This window comes from Achromobacter sp. DMS1, assembly GCF_001270295.1.
In genome coordinates, this window is record NZ_LHSJ01000012.1 from 18,260 (window position 1) to 37,061 (window position 18,802).

General features: G+C 63.5%; 18 protein-coding genes and 5 pseudogenes. 16 read left to right on the forward strand and 7 right to left on the reverse strand.

Annotation, left to right across the window (positions count from 1 at the left end):
• Positions 1-95: 95 nt before the first annotated feature.
• Positions 96-1,445: a hypothetical protein gene (locus AD428_RS26970; protein ID WP_200907980.1), complete on the forward strand. Its 1,350-nt coding sequence runs from the start codon at positions 96-98 to the stop codon at positions 1,443-1,445.
• Here AD428_RS26970 and AD428_RS29065 read toward each other — a convergent pair.
• From AD428_RS29065 to AD428_RS02765, 3 genes and pseudogenes are all read right to left on the reverse strand, one after another.
• A pseudogene (locus tag AD428_RS29065) lies at positions 1,400-1,675 on the reverse strand (ATP-binding protein); the annotation flags it as partial. The gene AD428_RS26970 and the pseudogene AD428_RS29065 sit on opposite strands and share 46 nt — an antisense overlap.
• Positions 1,672-2,727 (reverse strand): IS21 family transposase, encoded by a 1,056-nt coding sequence (istA, locus tag AD428_RS02760; RefSeq protein ID WP_053244091.1) that lies wholly within the window; start codon positions 2,725-2,727, stop codon positions 1,672-1,674. The gene istA and the pseudogene AD428_RS29065, both read right to left, overlap by 4 nt.
• Before the next feature lie 61 nt (positions 2,728-2,788).
• Complete coding sequence (locus AD428_RS02765) at positions 2,789-3,001, reverse strand: hypothetical protein (protein ID WP_053244092.1); 213 nt, start codon at positions 2,999-3,001, stop codon at positions 2,789-2,791.
• Positions 3,002-3,642: 641 nt separating this feature from the next.
• On the opposite strand from AD428_RS02765, the gene AD428_RS02770 reads away from it, so the two are divergent.
• A complete protein-coding gene (locus AD428_RS02770) occupies positions 3,643-3,933 on the forward strand; it encodes a hypothetical protein (RefSeq protein WP_053244093.1) in 291 nt (96 codons plus the stop codon).
• Positions 3,934-4,491: 558 nt separating this feature from the next.
• Here AD428_RS02770 and AD428_RS27405 read toward each other — a convergent pair.
• Complete coding sequence (locus tag AD428_RS27405) at positions 4,492-4,824, reverse strand: helix-turn-helix domain-containing protein (RefSeq protein ID WP_235488924.1); 333 nt, start codon at positions 4,822-4,824, stop codon at positions 4,492-4,494.
• Between AD428_RS27405 and AD428_RS24295 the strand changes: the two genes are divergently transcribed.
• From AD428_RS24295 to AD428_RS02815, 10 genes are all read left to right on the forward strand, one after another.
• On the forward strand, positions 4,768-5,217 hold the full coding sequence (locus AD428_RS24295; RefSeq protein ID WP_082308228.1) for a helix-turn-helix domain-containing protein: 450 nt from the start codon (positions 4,768-4,770) through the stop codon (positions 5,215-5,217). The genes AD428_RS27405 and AD428_RS24295 overlap by 57 nt on opposite strands.
• Positions 5,218-5,575: 358 nt before the next feature.
• Complete coding sequence (locus AD428_RS25910) at positions 5,576-5,989, forward strand: hypothetical protein (RefSeq protein ID WP_152967967.1); 414 nt, start codon at positions 5,576-5,578, stop codon at positions 5,987-5,989.
• A 932-nt stretch (positions 5,990-6,921) separates the two neighbouring features.
• Positions 6,922-7,440, forward strand: a complete 519-nt coding sequence (locus AD428_RS02780) for a hypothetical protein (RefSeq protein ID WP_053244095.1) — start codon at positions 6,922-6,924, stop codon at positions 7,438-7,440.
• Between the two features lie 2 nt (positions 7,441-7,442).
• Positions 7,443-7,946 (forward strand): hypothetical protein, encoded by a 504-nt coding sequence (locus tag AD428_RS02785; protein ID WP_053244096.1) that lies wholly within the window; start codon positions 7,443-7,445, stop codon positions 7,944-7,946.
• Positions 7,943-8,299: a hypothetical protein gene (locus tag AD428_RS02790; RefSeq protein ID WP_053244097.1), complete on the forward strand. Its 357-nt coding sequence runs from the start codon at positions 7,943-7,945 to the stop codon at positions 8,297-8,299. The genes AD428_RS02785 and AD428_RS02790 overlap by 4 nt, the downstream gene beginning before the upstream one ends.
• A gap of 41 nt (positions 8,300-8,340) precedes the next feature.
• The gene (locus tag AD428_RS02795; protein ID WP_152967968.1) at positions 8,341-8,574 is read left to right on the forward strand and encodes a hypothetical protein; all 234 of its coding nucleotides are present in this window, start codon (positions 8,341-8,343) and stop codon (positions 8,572-8,574) included.
• Between the two features lie 119 nt (positions 8,575-8,693).
• Positions 8,694-9,023, forward strand: a complete 330-nt coding sequence (locus AD428_RS02800) for a hypothetical protein (protein WP_053244099.1) — start codon at positions 8,694-8,696, stop codon at positions 9,021-9,023.
• Between the two features lie 13 nt (positions 9,024-9,036).
• Entirely contained in the window at positions 9,037-10,305 is a 1,269-nt protein-coding gene (locus AD428_RS02805; RefSeq protein ID WP_235488919.1) for a DUF1173 family protein, read from the forward strand.
• A gap of 161 nt (positions 10,306-10,466) precedes the next feature.
• Positions 10,467-10,712: a helix-turn-helix transcriptional regulator gene (locus AD428_RS02810; RefSeq protein WP_053244100.1), complete on the forward strand. Its 246-nt coding sequence runs from the start codon at positions 10,467-10,469 to the stop codon at positions 10,710-10,712.
• A 336-nt stretch (positions 10,713-11,048) separates the two neighbouring features.
• Positions 11,049-11,750, forward strand: a complete 702-nt coding sequence (locus tag AD428_RS02815) for a DUF3053 family protein (protein ID WP_053244101.1) — start codon at positions 11,049-11,051, stop codon at positions 11,748-11,750.
• A gap of 24 nt (positions 11,751-11,774) precedes the next feature.
• Here the strand turns inward: AD428_RS02815 and AD428_RS02820 are convergent, their stop codons facing one another.
• From AD428_RS02820 to msbA, 3 genes and pseudogenes are all read right to left on the reverse strand, one after another.
• Positions 11,775-12,002 carry a hypothetical protein gene (locus tag AD428_RS02820; RefSeq protein ID WP_053244102.1) on the reverse strand — a complete coding sequence of 76 codons (228 nt, stop codon included), beginning with the start codon at positions 12,000-12,002 and terminating at the stop codon, positions 11,775-11,777.
• A gap of 122 nt (positions 12,003-12,124) precedes the next feature.
• Positions 12,125-13,944, reverse strand: a pseudogene (locus AD428_RS02825) (monovalent cation:proton antiporter-2 (CPA2) family protein).
• A gap of 109 nt (positions 13,945-14,053) precedes the next feature.
• Positions 14,054-15,829: a lipid A export permease/ATP-binding protein MsbA gene (gene msbA / locus AD428_RS02830; RefSeq protein ID WP_053244103.1), complete on the reverse strand. Its 1,776-nt coding sequence runs from the start codon at positions 15,827-15,829 to the stop codon at positions 14,054-14,056.
• Between the two features lie 139 nt (positions 15,830-15,968).
• Here msbA and AD428_RS27410 point away from each other — a divergent pair.
• The 4 genes and pseudogenes from AD428_RS27410 to AD428_RS29075 all read left to right on the forward strand — a co-directional run.
• A pseudogene (locus AD428_RS27410) lies at positions 15,969-16,073 on the forward strand (glycosyltransferase family 9 protein); the annotation flags it as partial.
• A pseudogene (locus AD428_RS02835) lies at positions 16,072-17,715 on the forward strand (LPS-assembly protein LptD); the annotation flags it as partial. The pseudogenes AD428_RS27410 and AD428_RS02835, both read left to right, overlap by 2 nt.
• A complete protein-coding gene (locus AD428_RS29070) occupies positions 17,712-18,287 on the forward strand; it encodes a SurA N-terminal domain-containing protein (protein WP_304438900.1) in 576 nt (191 codons plus the stop codon). The pseudogene AD428_RS02835 and the gene AD428_RS29070, both read left to right, overlap by 4 nt.
• Positions 18,288-18,456: 169 nt before the next feature.
• Positions 18,457-18,802 (forward strand): annotated as a pseudogene (locus tag AD428_RS29075) (peptidylprolyl isomerase); the annotation flags it as partial.

An 18,802-nucleotide genomic window follows, 5' to 3' on the forward strand; every position in this document is an offset into this window, starting at 1 on the left:
CGGCTGTAACACGCGATGGACGCTGCACGCGCAAGCACTAGAATGGCGAAACGCATTCCGGTCATTTTCATCGACCGATCGCCAAAAAACGAGCCGTGAGCATCGAAACACCCATCCGCATTGATTTTTCAGAGCCCTATCTCGTCAACGGCATGCCGGCGCGCTATCAATCGCTTTGGCTGCTGCTGCGCATCTATCACGCATATCGTTCAAGCGGCACAAGCCTGTCTGCTTCCGCGATACAGGCGCGTTTTCCGGGCAGGTCCAATTTCCGGATGCTCATATCGAGAGCATTCGCGGACTTCAAGTGCTGGGGCATTTCCGTTGGGTGGGGGGACGACCCTGCGATCGAGCCGGCACTGTTGAGCACCAGGCGGCGCAGCCATGGACCGTTCTGGATGCGGGGCGAAACGGCGGCCCGTCTTCGGATATATGCGCGGGGAGCCGAGCTCGACAGTCCTACCCTGGCACGGCTTCTCGGATTGCCCGCAGACGAATCGATGCGCGGCGACCCCACCGGGTATGTGATGCAGGATGTCGCGTACTGGAACCATCTGACACAGGCGATGCGTGTTGCTCTCGACGGGTTCCCGTCGGCTTCCGACCGGAGCCTGGCCGAGAGCTTCCGCGTGGCGCAGCATGCTGCAACGGACGATTTTCAGGTCGCGTTGTCGGTACTGAAGGAAAGCCTGGCATGGCGGAAGCTCGGGCAGTTGGAGCGCAGCCATGAAGCACTCGCCAGACTCGAACGGCGCCTCAAGCCGGTTTCCACGAAGAGTGGCCTCGCTTCTTTTTCCGCGATGGCCTTCATCGCGCGTAGCTGGAACCTCTACATGCGCGGCAAAACGGTTGCAGCCGCCGCCGAGCTCGAACGCCTTGCGTCGGACCCTGAACTGCATCTGGTGGTCCGCTATAACCCCCGCATTCGCTTCGAGTACCTCAACCTGCGCGCCTTGCTCGGCAAGGCGGTTGTCTTGAACGCAACCGATCTCTCGGGGGCCGCCAGGATCGAAACGGCAAAGAGCGTGATGGGCGACTTCTCCGAGGCGCTGCAAGCGGCCTATGAGGCGGATTCGGTCGAAGCGGCGCAGGATGTGGCGGCCAATATCGGCCTGACGCTCTGGCTGTTCTGGAAAGACCGCCTGATCGATGAGGAGCGCTTACGGGACGAGCGGGCGGTGCAAATCCAGGCAGTGCGCTGGATCGGTCTTTCAGAATGGATCTGCGACCGCTTCGGCGTCGGCGGCGGCTCCGCGTGGAATACGATTTTCCTGCTGCGCATCGTCCGTGGAACCTGCCGCCATCCCGGACGCGATGGGAGAAACAGGGACGGCGCGGGAACCCCGCTGGGGCCGAGCAACACGACGTTCTCTCCGCGTTCAATGAAGCGCAGCGTGGCCAGTTCGTCGATCTGCGCCCTGGGCGCGCCCACGGCAAAGCCGTAGTCATACTCATCCAGCGTCTTGATGGCCGGGAATGCGGCCATGCGTACCAGGGTCTGCCGTGACCGCAGCTGACGGGCATCGCGCTCGGCGCGAAGCGTCTGCTCCAGGTAGTCCAGTAGTGTCCAGTCCTTCTCGGCGGCTTCGGCGGCCAAGGCGCGGTAGTGCTGCATAAGGCCTTCGAGTTTTAGCGCCTGGCAGTAGTCGTCGATGCGCTCGTGTTGCAGGTTCATGCCGTCACCTCCGTCAACAAGCGTTGATACGTCGACAGCGGATGCTGCAAGGGCGTATGCATGGCGTGCGACCAACGACTTTGTTCGGTGTGCATCGGGCTGGCCTGCTGGGCGGGGCCCGATTGCGGGCGTATCCGGTAGGGCGGCAAGGGCCGCAACATGGCGCGCTCGACCTCTTCAAACAACGCTGCGGGAGTGCGTTGGGTGACTGGATGTACCCGTTGATTGGCCACATCACGAAGCCATTTGCGTACTTCGGCATTCGCGGTCTCCACATCCACGCTCAAGCCCATCTGCTTGAGTCGACTGGCCAGCGGGACGTAGAAATTGCCACGCAGATAACGGTGAAAACGCTCCACCTTCCCCTTTGTGCGAGCCCGATACGGTCGGCACAGACGCGGCAAGAATCCATACTGCTTGGCCAGGTCAAGCAGTTGTGGGTGCCAGCGATGATGGCCCTCGCCGTAGGCATCGCGCTCCAGCACGATGGTGCGCGCGTTGTCGTACAAAATCTCCTTAGGCACTCCGCCCAAGGCTTCGAACAGCGTGTGGTGACAGCGAATCAGCGTCTCCGCGCGTTCGTTCGTCGTGTACTGCGCCCAGCGCCAGCGGCTAAAACCCAACGTTGCGGTGAACGCATACAACGGATCAGCGCCGCGCCGAAAGACGACGAAATCGCATTGCATCTGCTGACCGGCGGGCGTCTCAAACCGCACGACCGGATCCGGGGTCGGTACGGGCCGGTGCGCGCTCATGAACGCCTGCAAGCTGCGCAGTTGGCCCTGATAGCCGAGTTCTCGAAGTTCCCGCAACAATGCCGGTGCGGCAATCTGCTCGGGCGCGGCCGCCGCCATCCGTTGAAGAATGTAGTCGTGAAACGGTTCAAGCTTGGTCGGTCGAGGTGCGCGTCGCTTGTAACGCGGCACGTCGTCGCTGGCCGCGTAACGGGCCACCGTGTTACGTGAAATGCCAAGTCGCCGGGCGATCTCGCGCTGCGACAGGCCTTGAGCAATGAGCACATGGATGGTCATCCACTGATCCTTCTGAAGCATGGTGGGCCTTCGCGCAAAAAGGCCTCACTTTACGGAAAAGTGGCTCAGATTTACTTTGCACTTAGTGGCTCATTTTTACTCTGCGCGCAACACCGCCCTTGATCTCGTAGTAGTTCCAATACCCGCCTTGGTAGTCAGGCGAGAGGCGATCCATCCATCCGTAGACGGTCAGTTCGCCGCGGAGCATGAGGCGTTGGCCAAAGTGCTTGGGCAGGAAGCCCATGCGCTCATCATCGGGGACAAGGCGGGCAGGTGCGAGGGTAGCGTGCGTCATGTTGTGCTCCTTGAGAGTGGGCCCGGCCAAGTGGCGGGACGGGAGCACTGGCGCCCTGCGGAACAAGCGCCGGGGGCAAGGGGACGTGGAATAAATAGCGAGCGCGAGCGAGCGGTTTATGCCGCGAAAGCCCCTTGCGCCTGGTGCGCGCAGGGCCAAGATGCGCCCAGGCCTGACACCTGTGCCAGGCCACTCTGCGGATCACACGAGCAAGCTCTTCGCTGCGAACGACAGTGATTTGGCGAATTCAAAGGCTGGTCCCGCTGGATCTCCTGCTGGACGGCCTCGCGTGCCGTTGCGAGGATCTCTTTCGGCGTGGCCAGCCGCATCGCACCAGCGGAATCTCGTACGAAGAGCGCGTCCACGGCGTGATTGCCCGTCGCTCCTGGGCCGTGCTGCAGCGCAGCGGTCAAGTGGCACAGCTGGCCGCCTGCCCCAAGCGCGCCTGTGGCGGCGCGCTGCACGTGGCGGCGAGAACAGCGCGGCACAATTGGAGCACAGGCAAGGCCGATCACACCCTCCGCCCGACCGCTCGATCGAAGTGTCCAATATCCAGTAGGCCATACAGTACCGTGGCGAATGGCTCGCCGCTAATTCCGTTCCCGCTGTCATATACTGTATATATATACAGTTATATCGCCATGCCCTTCAAATCACCCCTCACCTTCGACGAGCTGCGCGCTATCAGTGCGCGTAGCCCCGCTGGCTCCGACGGCCGCGCCCTGCTGTGGGAAATTAAACGCCTGCAGGACCGCCTGCGGCGTGTCGCGCAGTACCTGCACGGCGGCTCGTCGCAGTACGGCGTCATCTACGACGCGCTGATCACGGAGCTCAACGGCGAGCCGGCGGTGCAGGACTGGTGCGCCGACCACCGCGACGGCGTGCCGCTCGGCATGCAGCGCAATCCTGCGGATGGCGTGCCTGACGCCTGAGCGGGCGTTACAAAACTGCAGCCGCCCTGCTCGCTGCTGTCAGACGCCCCAAACCGCCTGGCTGGGGCAAACGAGCAAACGCATGGATGCAACGGGCAAAAAAACGTGGCCTCTGACGATCTGCCGCGCATGCTGGAGCTGGCGTGCGCGGCAATTGATGCGGGCATTTGTCCCGCACGCACCTCGTCCTAGGTCTGTTCGCACGTCAGGCCGGCGTTGCGGACACCCTGATGTCGAGCGCCGCAGGCGAGAGTGTTTGGAGGTTCTGTATCTCAATGAGACTTGATGGGGGTCGGTGGGTATGTGGGTGAAACCCCGGAAGCCGGTGGGCATACCCTGTGGGCAAGCGCGTGGGCAGGCGGAGCCTGTCCACCGTTTGTCCATCAGCGGTTGTCCACGGGCCGAGCGCAGCGAGCGGGGTGGTCGCGCAGCGATCATCCACATATCCACGGGTCCGGAATTTTGACCCTGCTGTGTGTTTAGCCGCTAGATCCCTGTCCTTATCGACGGTTTTCATGTGGTTTCCTCTTGTCCGTGACGGGACGACGCTCGCAGATCTCATTTCGGCTGACGCGCCCTCGTACTGCTACAGACGCGACGATGCAAGGCACGCAGGCGTTCACCGTTGTGCCACTTCATATCCTTCTGATCGCCTGCCAAAATGCCGGCCACCGTAGATTGCGATATGCCAATTTCCTTGGCGATCTGGGCCTGGGTCCACCCAGCGCGCACCAGGTCGTGAATAAGTGCTTTCCAGTTCATTATCGAAGAATATCGGAATTCCGATAGTTGTGCAATCGGCGTGCCGATCAAGAACGGCTTCAGAATTCCGATATGGTGACCTTTGGACGACGACTTCGAGCCGCGCGCCTCCATGCGCAGCTCAGCCAAGCGGCAGCCGCCAAGAAGGCGGGAATGTCGCAATCGACGTTGTCCGAACTGGAAAACGACTCCTACCCAACGTCGACATTCACGACTCGGTTGGCCCACATCTACAATGTGAGCGCACGTTGGCTCGCTGATGGCGAAGGTCCAATGAGGGTCGCCGATACTGTCGTGGCTGAGGAGTCCGCGACCGAGACGGAATCGGCCAGGCCTCGCTGGCCATTCAGTCCTCGCATCACGCCTGAAGCCTATGACGCCTTGGATGCGTCAACCAAAGAAGACATCGAAGACTACATCGAGCTCAAGATCTCCAAGTCAGCTGGTGCCTCTCGCAAGGTCGCTTCTCGGAAGCGCACGCCTCGCAAAAGCGCTGCGCGCCAAGCGCGCGCGGCAGCCTGAGCCTCCGCAGTACAGCCGATCTCATGATGGCCGCTGCAGGTCCGGCCAAACCTCCCAGCAGTCGTGAGGCCGAAGAGCAGGACGCGGAACACCCGTCATGCGCTCGATGGCCACGCCTTTTCGTGGCCCAACAAGCTTGTAACCGTAGGCAATTTGGCGCACATACTCCCAGCTCGTGCCATGCGCTACGCAAAGCACCCGAGCCTCGGACAAGGGGGTGTTCTTCAGCCACTCAACGAGGGCCTCAATACGGGGATATCGTTTGGCGGAATTCATATGTACCAAATAGTACGAGATCTAAGCACGTGTGTCTTGTACTTTTTGGTAAATACATGTCAGGTCATGCAGAATCCGTCGCATGGACGCCGCAGCGCACGAGATGCAGGTCCGCCGGGACCAATTGAAAGCGTGGATTGCTGCGCATTACCCCAGCGCGCGCGCATTTTGTCGGGCCCATGGCCTGAACGAGAGCGAGATCTCACAACTGCTGCGTACCAAAAGCTTTGGCTCACGCCGAGCCCGTAATTTGGAGCAGCAGACCGGCATGCCCTTCCGATACTTGGAAGGTACGCCCACCGGCGCGCAACACCACAAAGTTTCGCCGGGCACCGCCTACACCCGCCCCAACGCCACCACGCCATTCAAGCCATGGCCATTTCGCCTCACTTCTTATGAGGATCTCATGGCCTTGACCCCTGAGAAGCGACACGAACTTGACATTCGAGTCTCTGAGTTTGTCGCGGGTGCGATTCTGAAAAAAAGAAAGGCATAACGAACAACCTTGCTCGGCCGACCGCGACTCCGTCCTACGGGCGTGCACGGTCGCCAGTCGCCCCTCGTTGCGACTGGTCTGGTCTGCCCCCGGCAAGGATTGAGGGCGGGACGAGCAAAAAGCCCGCATTAGTCGTCAGTTTTGCATCAAAACGTATCAAATATTCCGTTTTGTTGCTTTTCCGTCACACCTCAAAAATGTACCTAATAGTATTGACTAACTATGTACTAAATAGTACATTTATTCGCACATGCTCTTTAACAACACGCAACATCCGTCCTGCGTCCGCTGTGAAGCGACGCGAAGGGGAGCTGGCTGCGAGGAATGGAAAGCCCCAGGGACGAAAAGAAGCAGCAAAAGTCGATGCGCCTATTGGTGACCCGTGAAGTCCGCTGGCCTACCGGGGCAGAGAAAAAAACAAAAACAGGGTACCCGCCAGTGAAAAGAACCAACGCACATCGATCTCGGAGGTGTCAAAAAGAGGCTCGTCTGAGAGCCGTGACGCCGCTCGAGGCACTGACGGCGACCATATCGCCCAATGCCGAGACCGAGCGCCCAAGCAGCATGCCTCCCGTGGCGGGTAACGGGTTGGGCGAACACCGAGCCAGGAGACCAACTGGCTCGCGCCGTGCAAGTCGGCAGGATGACCGGCCATGCGTCGCGGTATCTCGCGGCCGGCATCCGAATCGGCGTTCAATCAGGCGTCGCGGTTTAGCGGCTAAACACTGCCCAGAGCGCTCCGATTCGGATGATCTCCTCTTTCTGAATAGGACTATTGATCCAAATGCAGCACCGGACGGGACGAACGATCTCCCGTCGTGTCGCGCCTCGCTGGCAGACGATAACCGGCTGTGCCATCGAGACTCTCTTTTTTCACATCAACCCACTCGCACCTCGGAGCACAGGGGCCTTGTCAATGACAGGAGTACAAAATGAGCAAACCGTCCTATTCCACCTTTTCCACCGTTGTGGCCGCCAAGTCGTGCGCACGCAATGTTGTGCTCGGCGGTGCTGCGTTGATTTGCGCGTTGGCCATTGTCGGTGCGCTGATCAATGCTGGCCCCACCATCGGCCGCGCTATCGCGGACGTCTGGGACTGGCTCCTATGGACCGTAAGCCTGGGCGGCCATTTCTGGGCCGCGGCGGCGGTTGGCGCAGTCGCATTGGGCGGATCTGCGTGGGCCACCTGCCTGACGGCCAAGCTCCCTAAAGACGCTCCATGCGGCACGGGAATCAAGCTGTTGGCGCTCAATGGCCTCTGCTGGTGCCTGCTTCTTGTGGCAAACTGCGCCGTTCGCACGACCTATACCGACACGAGCCAGCTGACCGCCTATGAAAAAATCGCCCTGGTAGGATTGGGGTTGCCAATGGGGCTACTGCTGCTCGGGGCGGCATGGCTAACCTTAATGGCAATCGATGGGCCAATCGACGATCAATTACGCGGCTACTGACAATGTCTTTTACCAACGAGAACGGATCCGGCATCTGGGAGCTATCGCTGAGCCAACGGGTGGTACTTGGCATCTGCCTGTCGCTCGCCGTGTCAGCAGCCATCATGTCTCAATCGATCGATTCCGCGTGGCCTTGGCTTGCGCTCGGAGCGACTTGGATGACCGCCGCAGTCGCTGCACGAGGCATCTACACGCAACGCGGCGCGAATAGGCGGCTGTTCGGGGGAATCCTGGCTACATGCGCGATTGTCCTTCTGGCGAGTTTGCTGATACTCGCTGAGCGGGTTTACTACACTGGAAACATGCACTATGCGCGGTGGTTGACCAACGGCGAACTGGCCGCCGGCACCACGTGGCAAGACCTGATGGCGGGCCCGTGCAAAGGGCGCAGTCCCCTGGAGGTCAACGAACAAGCGGATGGCCAGTTTCTCATTCGATGCGGGTTGCTGTGGAGCAATAGCAAACTATTCCTGTCCACAACGTTCCCGGAGGAAGGCCGCAAATGAGCAAATACCTGCCGTGGATTAAGCGCAATCTGGGCCTGCCCCTATTGATGGCATCCATCACAGCCATCACCCTCGGCATCTACCAGGCCAGGGAGGCGACGGCCACCCAATACGCGGTGCTCGAGCAGATGTATCTCGACGGCACGCCCGAGTTTCGAGCAGCCCTGGCAGAGCTGGTCGATGAGCCGCTCAGCCGCTGGACATATTTCGGCCTGTCGCGGGCCTACTGGGAGGAAACTCGAGCTCTGGCATTGCCTCATGATGTCCCCGCGCCCGAGATCGATTCCGCGACAGCGCGTCGGGCACTCTGGGACACAGTGAGACAGCGCACCAGCCGGGGCAGGGTGCCGTGACGAGAAACCATCGCAACCGCTCCTGGCGGTCGCAGTGGCGCATGACCGTTTCAGGCAAAATGGCTGTCCACAAGAGTGGCACCATCGCGCAGCTGCTGCACGACGGCTGCGACTCTCACGCCGAATTGAATGTTGATGGCGTTTCGCCCGAGCAGCGGGCACGCTGGGATATGGCCACGCTACAACGACAAGCGGAGAAGCTGCTGCGCGAATCCGCCCGCGATGCGCCAATGCCCCGGGCGCGCAAGGCACTGGCCGGCAACTCAACGTCGTAGTTCATTGAAGGACGTTCGTCCCAACCAATCGAGGGGGCTAGCCTCCCCAAACCTTCCATTGGCCCTGATGTCGCCGGCTGTGACGGCAACCTCGGGGCCATTTCATTGGAATTTCCATCATGAAAAACATGCTCAATGATCTGAAAGACGATGTGCGGCAATTTGCCTCGGCCTGGCGCACGTGCTGCACGGCGTACGGGCACCTCCCGACCCAGTGCGTGTTCGTGGGTACCAGCCTCGGGGCCGGCATGTTTCTGGCAGCGTTCATGCTGCTGGCCGTCGCAATCGCGGCCAGGCTTTTCGACAACGAGCAAATCGTTGAAGTGGGCCTGTGTGTCAGCGGCTTATTCGCCGTGGTTCTCGGCCTGACGTATGGAATAAGCGTAACGATGAGCCACGCTGCAGCCTTTCAAGAGCGCAAATTGAGACGCCCGCGCCGCTCGGTGTAAACGGCGTTCAGAGATGAACATGAAGGAAACCCGCTACCCGGTCGAGATCACGCTCGGAGGGAACACACGCATCTACTCTCCGGAGTTCCAGGCCGAGGAACAGTACGCTGCGGCCTGGAAGAGAGTCCTGTTGCTCTCTCATGGAAAAGCCGAGGTGCGGTGCTGCTGCCTCGGTCCCGGCGACAAGCGGCTGTCGATTCACAGCCGCTCGAATTCGGACACCTTCCATCTGGCTCGATTTCCTGAGACTGGCCCCGAGCATAGCGAGGACTGCATCTACTACGGCGTGGATCCGAACATGTCGGGGCTCGGAGCGTACCGGCGCGGAGTCGTTCAGGAGCTGGATGACGGCAACGTCAAGATCAAGCTCAAGGTGGGACTGCAGCAGCGCGCCGCCATCGCACCGCAGGAGGAACAAACAGGAACCTCGTCCGAAGCCAAGAAACCAGCAGGCCGAGGACGGCCAGGCCAGGCGAGCATGACACTGCTGGGGCTGCTGCACTACTTGTGGACAGAGGCCGGCTTCCATACCTGGTCGCCGTCCATGCAAGGCAAACGCAACCTTGGCGTGTTGCATTACCACTTGCTGCAAGTTGCCAGCTCAACCTACGCGGGAAAAGTGCGGCTATCCAGCAATCTGCTCATCGGCACTCCCACTGCGGCTGGCCGGCAGGCCGAGCTCAACAAGGCCAAGGCTGTCGAGGCCATGAACCGGCGCCGCCGCCTGGTGATCGTCGCACCCCTAGCTCAATACCAGGCAGGCATGGAGGAAGGTTCGCGATTACCCATCTCCGGCTACCACGGGATTCCTCATTTGCAGGTAACCAGGGAGATCTGGGACGTGCTGCAACGCCGGTTTGTGAGCGAACTGAACAGCTGGATGGCCGGCGACCAAGTCGTTGCGATTGTACAGACGGATGTTCCGACCCCTGCCACTGGCTCGATGCAAGCACGGGTGGTCGACGCTGCCCTGATGGTCACGACCCCTCAGTGGATCCCCGTCGATTCCGGCTATGAGGCCGCGGTCGTCGCTGCTCTGGTGGCCGAAAACCGGCGCTTCGAGAAGCCGCTGCGTTTCGACGCAGGCGAAGACCGGGTGTTTCCGGATTTTTGGCTGCGGGACCGGGCGGAAGATCTGCCGATGGAAGTATGGGGACGCACCGACCCAGATTACATAGCTCGCAAGGAGCAGAAAATCGTCCACTACGATGAGAAGTATGGTCCTGGCAAGTGGTGGCAATGGGATGCCACCACCGGGTCTGCCATACCCCCATTCCCGTGAATTTCCGCGAGCGAGGCGGTGCGCGATGCGGCGCTGGACCGCACCCGCTGCAATCAACGGCCGCTCAGGCCGACGCATACCACACATCAGGCATGGCCCTGGGCGCCCTGCCCGTCCCCAGCCAGCCCACCGCCAAGGAACAAGATTGAAAAGGAGCAATAATGGCATACGCATCCCAACACCAAGCACCGGCTGCGGCGCCGAAGTTGATCTACCGGATCCACGAAGCGACCGAGGCCTTGGGTCTGTCGAAAGCGACCATCTACCGGATGTGCAGCCGCGGCGAGCTGGTCAAGCACAACATCGGCAACACCCGGGCGGTCGGCATCACGGCCGAGTCGGTGAATGCCATGCTGGCGCGCATGGCAAAATCGCGCGCCGTAAACCACGAAACCAGCACCGCCTAATTGGGTAGCCAATTGGGTAGCTAGATGGCAGACAGATCAGCAAGAATACCCCGCTAACCCGCTTGAGCTAGGCGTTTTGAAATTTATACCAGGACAATACGACATCATCCTGATCTGACGCCTGCCGCGAAGCTCTCGGCCCCGTTCCATAACAGAGAAACCCGTCGCATGCGCGACGGAATGTAGCGCGGGTGTGTCATCCGGATACGAGTGCAATCAAATCTGAAACCGCGGGCGCGTCGGGCCGGTTGCCGATAAGCTCCCGGGCGGTCGATCTGGCAGCCGGCGCCCGCTGGCGCCAGGTCTTTTGTTTTTGGCATACCGGAGATTTGATTGATGAAGTCCCTGTTCCGTCCGATCGCGTTGCTGGCCGTTGCGTTGCCGCTGGCCCTGGGAGCATGCGGCAGCAAGGAGCCCGAACAGCGCGCGGCTTTTGCGCAGTTCCTGAAGACCCGCATCGTGGACAAGCCCGGCATCCACGTGCCGCAGCCGACGAACGAGGAAACCGAGTCGTTTGGCGATTACGCCTCGCATTACCAGGTGATCACGGATTTCCATGCCGGCATGGACGCGTCGGTCAAGCCGCTGGGCGGCATGATGCAGAAGACGTCGATGCGCTCCCTGGGCGACATCATGGGCCGCCGCGACGAACTGAAGACCGTGCAATCCGCGCTGGGCGAGATGGGCGCCGCGCTGAAGGAAGAGCGCAGCAAGGCGGACGCAGCGCGCGCCAAGCTGCAGCAACCCGACGACCTGAAGACCGTATATGACCAGGCTTACGAGAAGACAGTGACCCTGCCCGCCGACACCTTCGCGGACGTGCTGCCCCAGCTGAGCGCGACGCTGGACGCGAGCCTGAACGTGGCCGATTACGTCAGCGCGCACCAGGCGCAGATCGACGTGTCCGGGCCGGTCGTGAAGGTGAGCGACCCGGCGGTGCAACAGCAGTTGAACCAGCTCTTGCAGGATCTGAACGCCCAGGCGCGCAACATGCAGCAGGCGCAGACCCGCCTGCAGGCGGTGATGATCGGCCGCTGATCCGGCTGCCCGGCGCGGCCGGGCTCAGGAAGCCATCGCGGCGATGCGGAACGGAAACGCCCGCGCGCCGCGCGCCTTGCCGGTTTCGCGGTGCGCGCTGATGGCCCAGGCCGCGCCCGCGCCCTGGATGTTCTGCACGAGGCGGCGTGTGACGGCGGCGGAAAACCCGCAGCCCAACGTCGCGGCCTGCCGCCTGGCCAATTCGACGCCCACGGCGTGCGGCATGGTGGAATTCCGTTCCGGATGCAGCATGGCAACCCCCTGGCACTCGCCTCCGATATGTCGCGGAGATCGTAGGAATAAATCTACCTCAGCCTGGCGGTTTTTGGCGTGAAATGATACGTAAAGCAATGAAAAGATAGGAAAAATTCGTCCTATCCCGGGACGCCGGGCGGATTGCCGGCGGCTTCGTCCAGCGCTTCGCGGTCGGCGCGGTCGTTGCGGCCGTCCGCCGGCGCTTTCATGTTGCCGTACAGCAGCGACCGGCCCGCGAACAGGCCGCCCGCCACTTCGAGATCAAGACGGACCAGATCGCGCTTGCGCACATCGGCCACCACATCGGCGGCCTCCTCCGCCGGCACCCCCATTTCGGCCAGGGCGCCGGCGCTGAAGGCCAGCGCCGACTCCAGGGTTTCGCGCACCTGGAAATCGACGCCTTCCTTGAGCAGGGCCAGGGCGTGGATGCGGTCATAGGCGCGCACCACCAGTTTCACCAGCGGAAACTCGGCCTTGGCCAGCCTGACAATGCGTGTGGCGTCCTTGGGATCGTCGATGCAGATCAGGATGGCCTTGGCCGTTTCCGCCCCGGCATTGCGCAGCATGTCGGCCCGGGTGCCGTCGCCGTAATAGACCTTCACTCCCCATTTTTCGGCGGCGCGGATGGCGTCGGTGTCAAGGTCGAGTATGGAGACGTTCATGCCGCGCGCGAGCATGGCCTGGGTGACGATCTGGCCGAAACGGCCGAAGCCGATGATGAGCGCGCAGCCATCCAGGTCTTGCGCCGCTTCCACGCCGTCCATGGAGGGTTCGGGCGGCGGCAGCAGCCGCAGCGCCAGCACGCAGACGGGTGTCAGCGCCATGGAAATGATGACCACGGCGGTGAGGACGGCCGCCAGGTGCGCGTCGAAGATGCCCGCGGCGGCCGCCGCCGAGTACAGCACGAAGGCGAATTCGCCGCCTTGCGCCAGCAGGGCCGCGCGCGTGAGGGCTTCGCGGCGGGGCGCCCGCAGCAGCCTGGCTATGCCGTAGACGCCCGCCGCCTTGACCGCCATGAAGACAAACACGCCGGCCAGGATGAGCGGCCACTCGCGCGCCACGGCCGAGAGGTCCAGCGACATGCCGACGCCGAGGAAGAACAGGCCCAGGAGAATGCCGCGAAAAGGCTCGATCTCGGCTTCGAGCTGGTGCCGGAACGTGGATTCGGACAGCAGTACGCCGGCCAGGAACGCCCCCATGGCGGCGGACAGTCCGCCCAGCTCCATCAGCAGCGCGGCGCCGAGCACGACCAGCAGCGCCGCCGCGGTCATGACTTCGCGCGCGCGGGCCGCGGCCAGCAGCCGGAACAGCGGGTTGAGCAGCCACCGGCCGGCGGCCAGCAGCGCCAGCACGCAGCCCGCGGCCGATCGCGGCCTGCGCCCAGGGATCGCCGCCATGCCTGCCCGCGCCGGCTGGAGCGAGCAGCGCGACCAGGGCCAGCAGCGGCACGATGGCCAGGTCTTCGAGCAGCAGGATGGAAACGATGCGCTGTCCCTGGGCGCTGGCGGTGTCGTCGCGTTCGCCCAGGATCTGCATGACGATGGCGGTGGACGAGAGCACGAAGCCCATGGCGGCCATGAAAGCGGCCGCGGGGCGCCAGCCCCGCCAGCACGCCCACGCCGGTGAGCAGCGCGCCGCAGGCCAGCACCTGCGCCACGCCCAGGCCGAAGATCTCGCCGCGCAGTTTCCAGAGGCGCGAGGGCTGCATTTCGAGCCCGATGATGAAGAGGAACATCACCACGCCCAGTTCGGCCACGTGGAGAATGGCTCGCGGATCGGAGAAAAAGCCCAGGCCGAACGGCCCGATGGCCAGTCCGCCCGCGAGATAGCCCAGGACCGAGCCCAGGCCGAGGCGCTTGAAGAGCGGTACCCCGATGACCGCGGCCCCGAGCAGCACCACGGCATTGACGAGTTGATGGCTTTCGGCGGGCACGGACATGGGACTCTCCCTCAGCTGGGCCGGCTCCGTGGCGGGAGCCGGCGGTGCGGCCCCGGGCGGCGCGATCCGGGCTGGCGGCAAGCCGTCCGCCGGGGCGGCGGACGCAGGCTCATTCTTCGCGGAACTGCATCCGGTAGAGGGACGCGTACAGGCCGTTGGCGGCCAGCAGTTCGGCGTGGGTGCCCTCTTCCATGATGCGGCCCGCATCCAGCACGATGATGCGGTCGGCGTTCTGCACGGTGGACAGGCGGTGGGCGATGACCAGCGTGGTGCGGCCGCGCATCAGACGCTCCAGCGAGGCCTGCACCTGGCGCTCGGACTCGTTGTCCAGCGCCGAGGTGGCCTCGTCCAGGATGAGGATGGGCGCGTTCTTGATGAGCGCGCGCGCGATGGCCAGGCGCTGGCGCTGGCCGCCGGAAAGACGGGCGGCGTTTTCGCCCACGGGCGAATGGATGCCCTGCGGCAGGCTCTCGACGAAATCGAGCAGGTTGGCCGCCGCGAGGGCGTCGCGCACCTGCTGCTCGTCGGCCTCGCCCAGGGCGCCGTAGCCCACGTTGGCGGCGATGGTGTCGTCGAACAGCACCACGTCCTGGCTGACCAGCGACAGGTGCGAGCGCAGGCTGCGCAGCGTGAGGTCTTCGACGGGCACGTCGTCGACCAGGATCTGGCCGCTGGTGGGCAGCACGAAGCGGGGCAGCATATTGACCAGCGTGGTCTTGCCGCTGCCGGAGCGGCCCACCAGCGCCACCGTCTGGCCGGGCTGGGCGACGAAGGAGACGTCGCTGACGGTGTCGGAATCGGCGTCGTGGAAGCGGTGGCTGACGTTGCGGAACTCCACCTTGCCGCGCACCGGCTCGGGAAGCAGGCGCGTGCCGGTATCGGTTTCGGACGGCTGGTCGATGAGGGTGAAGACGCTCTCGGCCGAAACCAGCATCTTCTGCATGCGCGCGGCCAGGTTGGTCAGGCGCTTGATGGGATCGAAGATCTGGGCCAGCGCCGCCATGAACGAGGCGAAGCTGCCCACGGTGAGCGAGCCGCTGTTGGCCTGGCTGAGGGCCACGGCGATGACCGCACCCACCGAAATGGAAATGCAGACCTGGGTGAGCGGGGTGAGCGCCGCGTCGGCGGTGGCGGTGCGCATGGCGAAGCGGCGCAGCTTGCCGCTCACGAAGGCGAAGCGGCCTCGCTCGGCCTCGTAGCCGTCGAAGAGCTTGATGACCCGCTGGCCGTCGATGCCTTCGCTGACCACCCGGGTAAGCTCGGCGTTCATGTTGACGGTTTCGCGGTTGATGCGCCGCAGGCGCTTGATGAAGACCCGGGCGATCATGACCGAGACTGGCAGCATGATGAGGATGATGAGGGTCAGCACCCAGGACATGTACAGCAGCACGCAGATGAGCGCGATGACCACCAGGGTTTCGCGCACCAGCACGGTGATGACGTCGGTGGCGTAGCCCGTGACGTTGCCGGCGTCGATGGTGAAGCGGTTGAGCAGCCGGCCGGTATCGCCGCGCTTGAAGTCGGCATCGGGCAGGCCCAGCAGCCGTTCGAACATGTCGCGCCGCATGCCCAGCAGCACATTGTTGGCGACCCAGGCCAGCAGGTAGTCGCTGAAGAAATTGCAGATGCCGCGCAACAGGATCAGGCCCACCACCGCCAGCGGGAGCGCCCACACGTAATAAGGCTTGGTGCCGGAAAAGCCCTCGTCGAGCAGCGGCTTCATGATGACCGCCAGCGTGGGCTGGGTGGCCGCCGCTCCCGCCATGAGCAGGATGGCAAGCAGCAGGCCCTTCCAGTAGGAACCCACCCGGCTGTAGATGCGGCTCCAGAGTTCGGCTTTGACGGGCTGTGAGCCCGCGGGCGTGTTGCGTGCGGCTGAATTCAAAGGGAACACTCGCTTTTATACAATTGTGCCCGGAATTGTACCGGCTACCGGCGTCCGCGCCGCCGCCTTTTCCCCTGGCGGGCCGCATCGGCCCTTCCCGGCTCGCCGCCGGCCCTTACCGCGCGACACGCGCCCGTTCATGTCCGAAATCAGCTGCCTGTATGTGCGCCTGCCCAACTGGGTGGGCGACGTCTGCATGAGTCTTCCCAGCCTGCGCGCCCTGGCGGCGGCCGGCCTGCCCCTTGATCCCGCGCTATTTTTCCAAGCGTGGGATGCAGCTGGGGGGCGAGTTCCGGTATCTCGGGTACAGCTACGGTGGCTTCATGGATGGCGCCTATCTGCCCAACGACACCGAGAAGGATAGGGACCGCTGGATGTACCGATGGGTGCACCAACAGCTGTTGCCTTACGGTTTCTATGCGGATTGGGATATTGCCAAGGTATCCGACAACGATTACTACCGCGACATTTCCCAGCTCGGGTTGAACCAGGCATCCACCACCTACCTGCCGCAGCGTGGTCGCTTGGGGTGGACCTCGCCGTCGGGTTATTGGTCCTCATCGGTGGAAGTGTACAAGTACCAGACGCTGCAGGATCCGGATGCGTTGATTACACCGCCCTATGACAAGGAGCCGGAATTCACCGTCCGCGGCGCCCGCTACGATTGGGGGGGCCTGGACGTCGAGTGGACCAACACCGCAACGCGCTTTCGAAAGCCCTTGCTCGAAGGCGCGCGTTCTGGTCAGGAAGGGGATCGTTTCCAGAGCTATCTGACGGCGGCCTATCCCATTGTTCGCCCGGGCTGGTTCATCGTGCCCAAGGCCGGGATGCACTTCACGCAATATCAGACCAGCTGGTTTGGCCGGGATTGGCTTGGCCTGAACAGTGGCACTCCACAGGCGGGAACCTCCTACGGCTATCCGGGCTCCTCGTCGCGCGCGTTGCCCATCATGTCGCTGGACGCGGGCATGATCTTCGAGCGCGACACCACGCTGTTCGGCAAGGCCTCCACGCAGACCCTGGAGCCGCGCCTGTACTACCTGCGCGTGCCTTATCGCGACCAGTCCAAGCTGCCGGTCTATGACACCGCGTTGTCGGATTTCAGCTTCTCGCAGGCGTTCGAGGAAAACATCTATTCGGGCGGCTGGGACCGCATCGCCAACGCCAACCAGCTCACCGCGGCGCTGACCACGCGCTGGCTGGACGCGAGCACTGGGCTGGAGCGGTTGTCGCTGTCGGCCGCGCAGCGCATCTATTTCCAAGACCAGGAAGTCACCCTGCCGTACGAGACGCCGCGCAAGAACGTGCGGTCCGACTTCCTGGTGGGGGCTTCCGCGGCGCTGACCGACACGCTGACCACGGAGCTCGCTGCGCAGTACAACCCCTATGACGACAAGTGGTCGCGCGCCCTGGTCAGCGCGCGCTGGTCGCCCCAGCGCTTGACCACGGTGGCGCTGGCCTATCGCTACCAGCGCGAGCCGCTGGCTGGTGTCAATTACCAGCCGCAGGGCCAGAACCAGCTCAGCTTGGCGGTGCAGTGGCCGTTCTCCAAGCGCTGGTATGGCGTAGGCCGGATCGATTATTCGATGCGTACCGGCAATGTCATCGGCAGCGACGGTTTGCCGACCGAGGAATCCCCCCGCGTCACCCAGGCCATCGCCGGTCTGGAGTACAAGGGCGATTGCTGCTGGGTGGGCCGCATCGTCTACCAGCGCTATGCCGTGGCGGCCAACGATGCCAATACGGCCTTGTTCCTGCAGCTCGAGCTGACGGGCCTGGGTTCGCTGGGCACCGATCCGATGAACCTGCTGAACAGAAGTATCCCCGGCTATACGAGCATTACGCCGCCAGTGCCGTCCGGGACCACATTTGAAAGGTATGAATGATGCGTAGGTTGCACTCTTTCCGCCGGTCGGGCGGCGCGCTGCTGCTGGCCCTTTGCGCGGGGCTGCCCGCGGCCCATGCGGCCAATCCGGGCAAGGGCGCGAACGCCAAGCCCGCCGCGGCGCCGGCCGGCCAGGCCGATGCGCCGCCTCCCGAGCAGTTCGTCGACGGCATCGCGGCCGTCGTGGACAAGGACGTGATCACGCTGCGCGAGCTGCGCGACGCGTCGCAGCGCATGGCGGCCGAGCTCAAGGCCCGCAATATCCAGGTGCCCGACGACAATACGCTGCGTCACCAGGTGCTGCAGCGCCTCATCATGGACCGGGTGCAGCGCCATGAGGCCGACCGCCTGGGCATCCGGGTGGACGACGCCCAGGTCGACGCCGCCGTGCAGTCCATCGCCGCGCGCAACAAGATCTCGGTGGACCAGCTGCGCAAAGAGATCGAGAAGTCGGGGTCCACCTGGGACGGCTATCGCAAATCGCTGCGCGAGGAAATCCGCATGGACCGCCTGCGCCAGCGCGCGGTGGACTCGACCATCGTGATTTCGACGCGGAAGTGGACGCCTTCCTGAAAGACCAGCGCCGCAACCCCGCTTTCGGCGCCGCGCCGCAGCAGGCCCAGCCCGCGCAGCAGCCCGCGCCTCAGCCCGAACCGGCCGCCGCGCCCGCGGGCCCCATGCTGTACGCGCTGGCGCAGAGCTGGTGCGCGTGCCCGAAGGCTCGTCGCCCGACCAGGTCGCCATGCTGCGCAAGAAGGCCGAGGGACTGCTGGCCCGCGCCAAGCGCGGCGACGACTTCGCCAGCCTGGCCGCCGCGTCGTCCGACGGTCCCGAGGCGCTGCAAGGGGGCATGATGGGCGTGCGCCCGGCCGAAGGCTGGCGCGATCTTTCGTCAAGGCGATCCAGGGCCTGGGCAAGGGCCAGGTCAGCTCGCTCATCCAGAGCGGCAACGGTTTTCACATCCTGAGGTCGTGGACATGGGCACCGCGCAGCCGGCGCCGGCCCGCACCGCGCGCGCGCCCGAGCACGATGCCGCGGCCGCAGCCGTCCGCCCAGCCCGCCCAGCAGGGGCCGGTGCAAGTCACGCA

What these genes read in the sequence shown, in the direction of transcription:
- istA (WP_053244091.1), bottom strand. Translation starts at nt 2,727, where the DNA reads ATGCTTCAGAAGGATCAGTGGATGACCATCCATGTGCTCATTGCTCAA.
- AD428_RS25910 (WP_152967967.1), top strand. Translation starts at nt 5,576, where the DNA reads ATGGACGCCGCAGCGCACGAGATGCAGGTCCGCCGGGACCAATTGAAA.
- AD428_RS02770 (WP_053244093.1), top strand. Translation starts at nt 3,643, where the DNA reads ATGCCCTTCAAATCACCCCTCACCTTCGACGAGCTGCGCGCTATCAGT.
- AD428_RS02820 (WP_053244102.1), bottom strand. Translation starts at nt 12,002, where the DNA reads ATGCTGCATCCGGAACGGAATTCCACCATGCCGCACGCCGTGGGCGTC.
- AD428_RS02805 (WP_235488919.1), top strand. Translation starts at nt 9,037, where the DNA reads ATGAACATGAAGGAAACCCGCTACCCGGTCGAGATCACGCTCGGAGGG.
- AD428_RS24295 (WP_082308228.1), top strand. Translation starts at nt 4,768, where the DNA reads ATGGTGACCTTTGGACGACGACTTCGAGCCGCGCGCCTCCATGCGCAG.
- AD428_RS02785 (WP_053244096.1), top strand. Translation starts at nt 7,443, where the DNA reads ATGTCTTTTACCAACGAGAACGGATCCGGCATCTGGGAGCTATCGCTG.
- AD428_RS02780 (WP_053244095.1), top strand. Translation starts at nt 6,922, where the DNA reads ATGAGCAAACCGTCCTATTCCACCTTTTCCACCGTTGTGGCCGCCAAG.
- AD428_RS02810 (WP_053244100.1), top strand. Translation starts at nt 10,467, where the DNA reads ATGGCATACGCATCCCAACACCAAGCACCGGCTGCGGCGCCGAAGTTG.
- AD428_RS02815 (WP_053244101.1), top strand. Translation starts at nt 11,049, where the DNA reads ATGAAGTCCCTGTTCCGTCCGATCGCGTTGCTGGCCGTTGCGTTGCCG.
- AD428_RS02790 (WP_053244097.1), top strand. Translation starts at nt 7,943, where the DNA reads ATGAGCAAATACCTGCCGTGGATTAAGCGCAATCTGGGCCTGCCCCTA.
- AD428_RS29070 (WP_304438900.1), top strand. Translation starts at nt 17,712, where the DNA reads ATGATGCGTAGGTTGCACTCTTTCCGCCGGTCGGGCGGCGCGCTGCTG.
- AD428_RS02765 (WP_053244092.1), bottom strand. Translation starts at nt 3,001, where the DNA reads ATGACGCACGCTACCCTCGCACCTGCCCGCCTTGTCCCCGATGATGAG.
- AD428_RS02795 (WP_152967968.1), top strand. Translation starts at nt 8,341, where the DNA reads ATGACCGTTTCAGGCAAAATGGCTGTCCACAAGAGTGGCACCATCGCG.
- AD428_RS02800 (WP_053244099.1), top strand. Translation starts at nt 8,694, where the DNA reads ATGAAAAACATGCTCAATGATCTGAAAGACGATGTGCGGCAATTTGCC.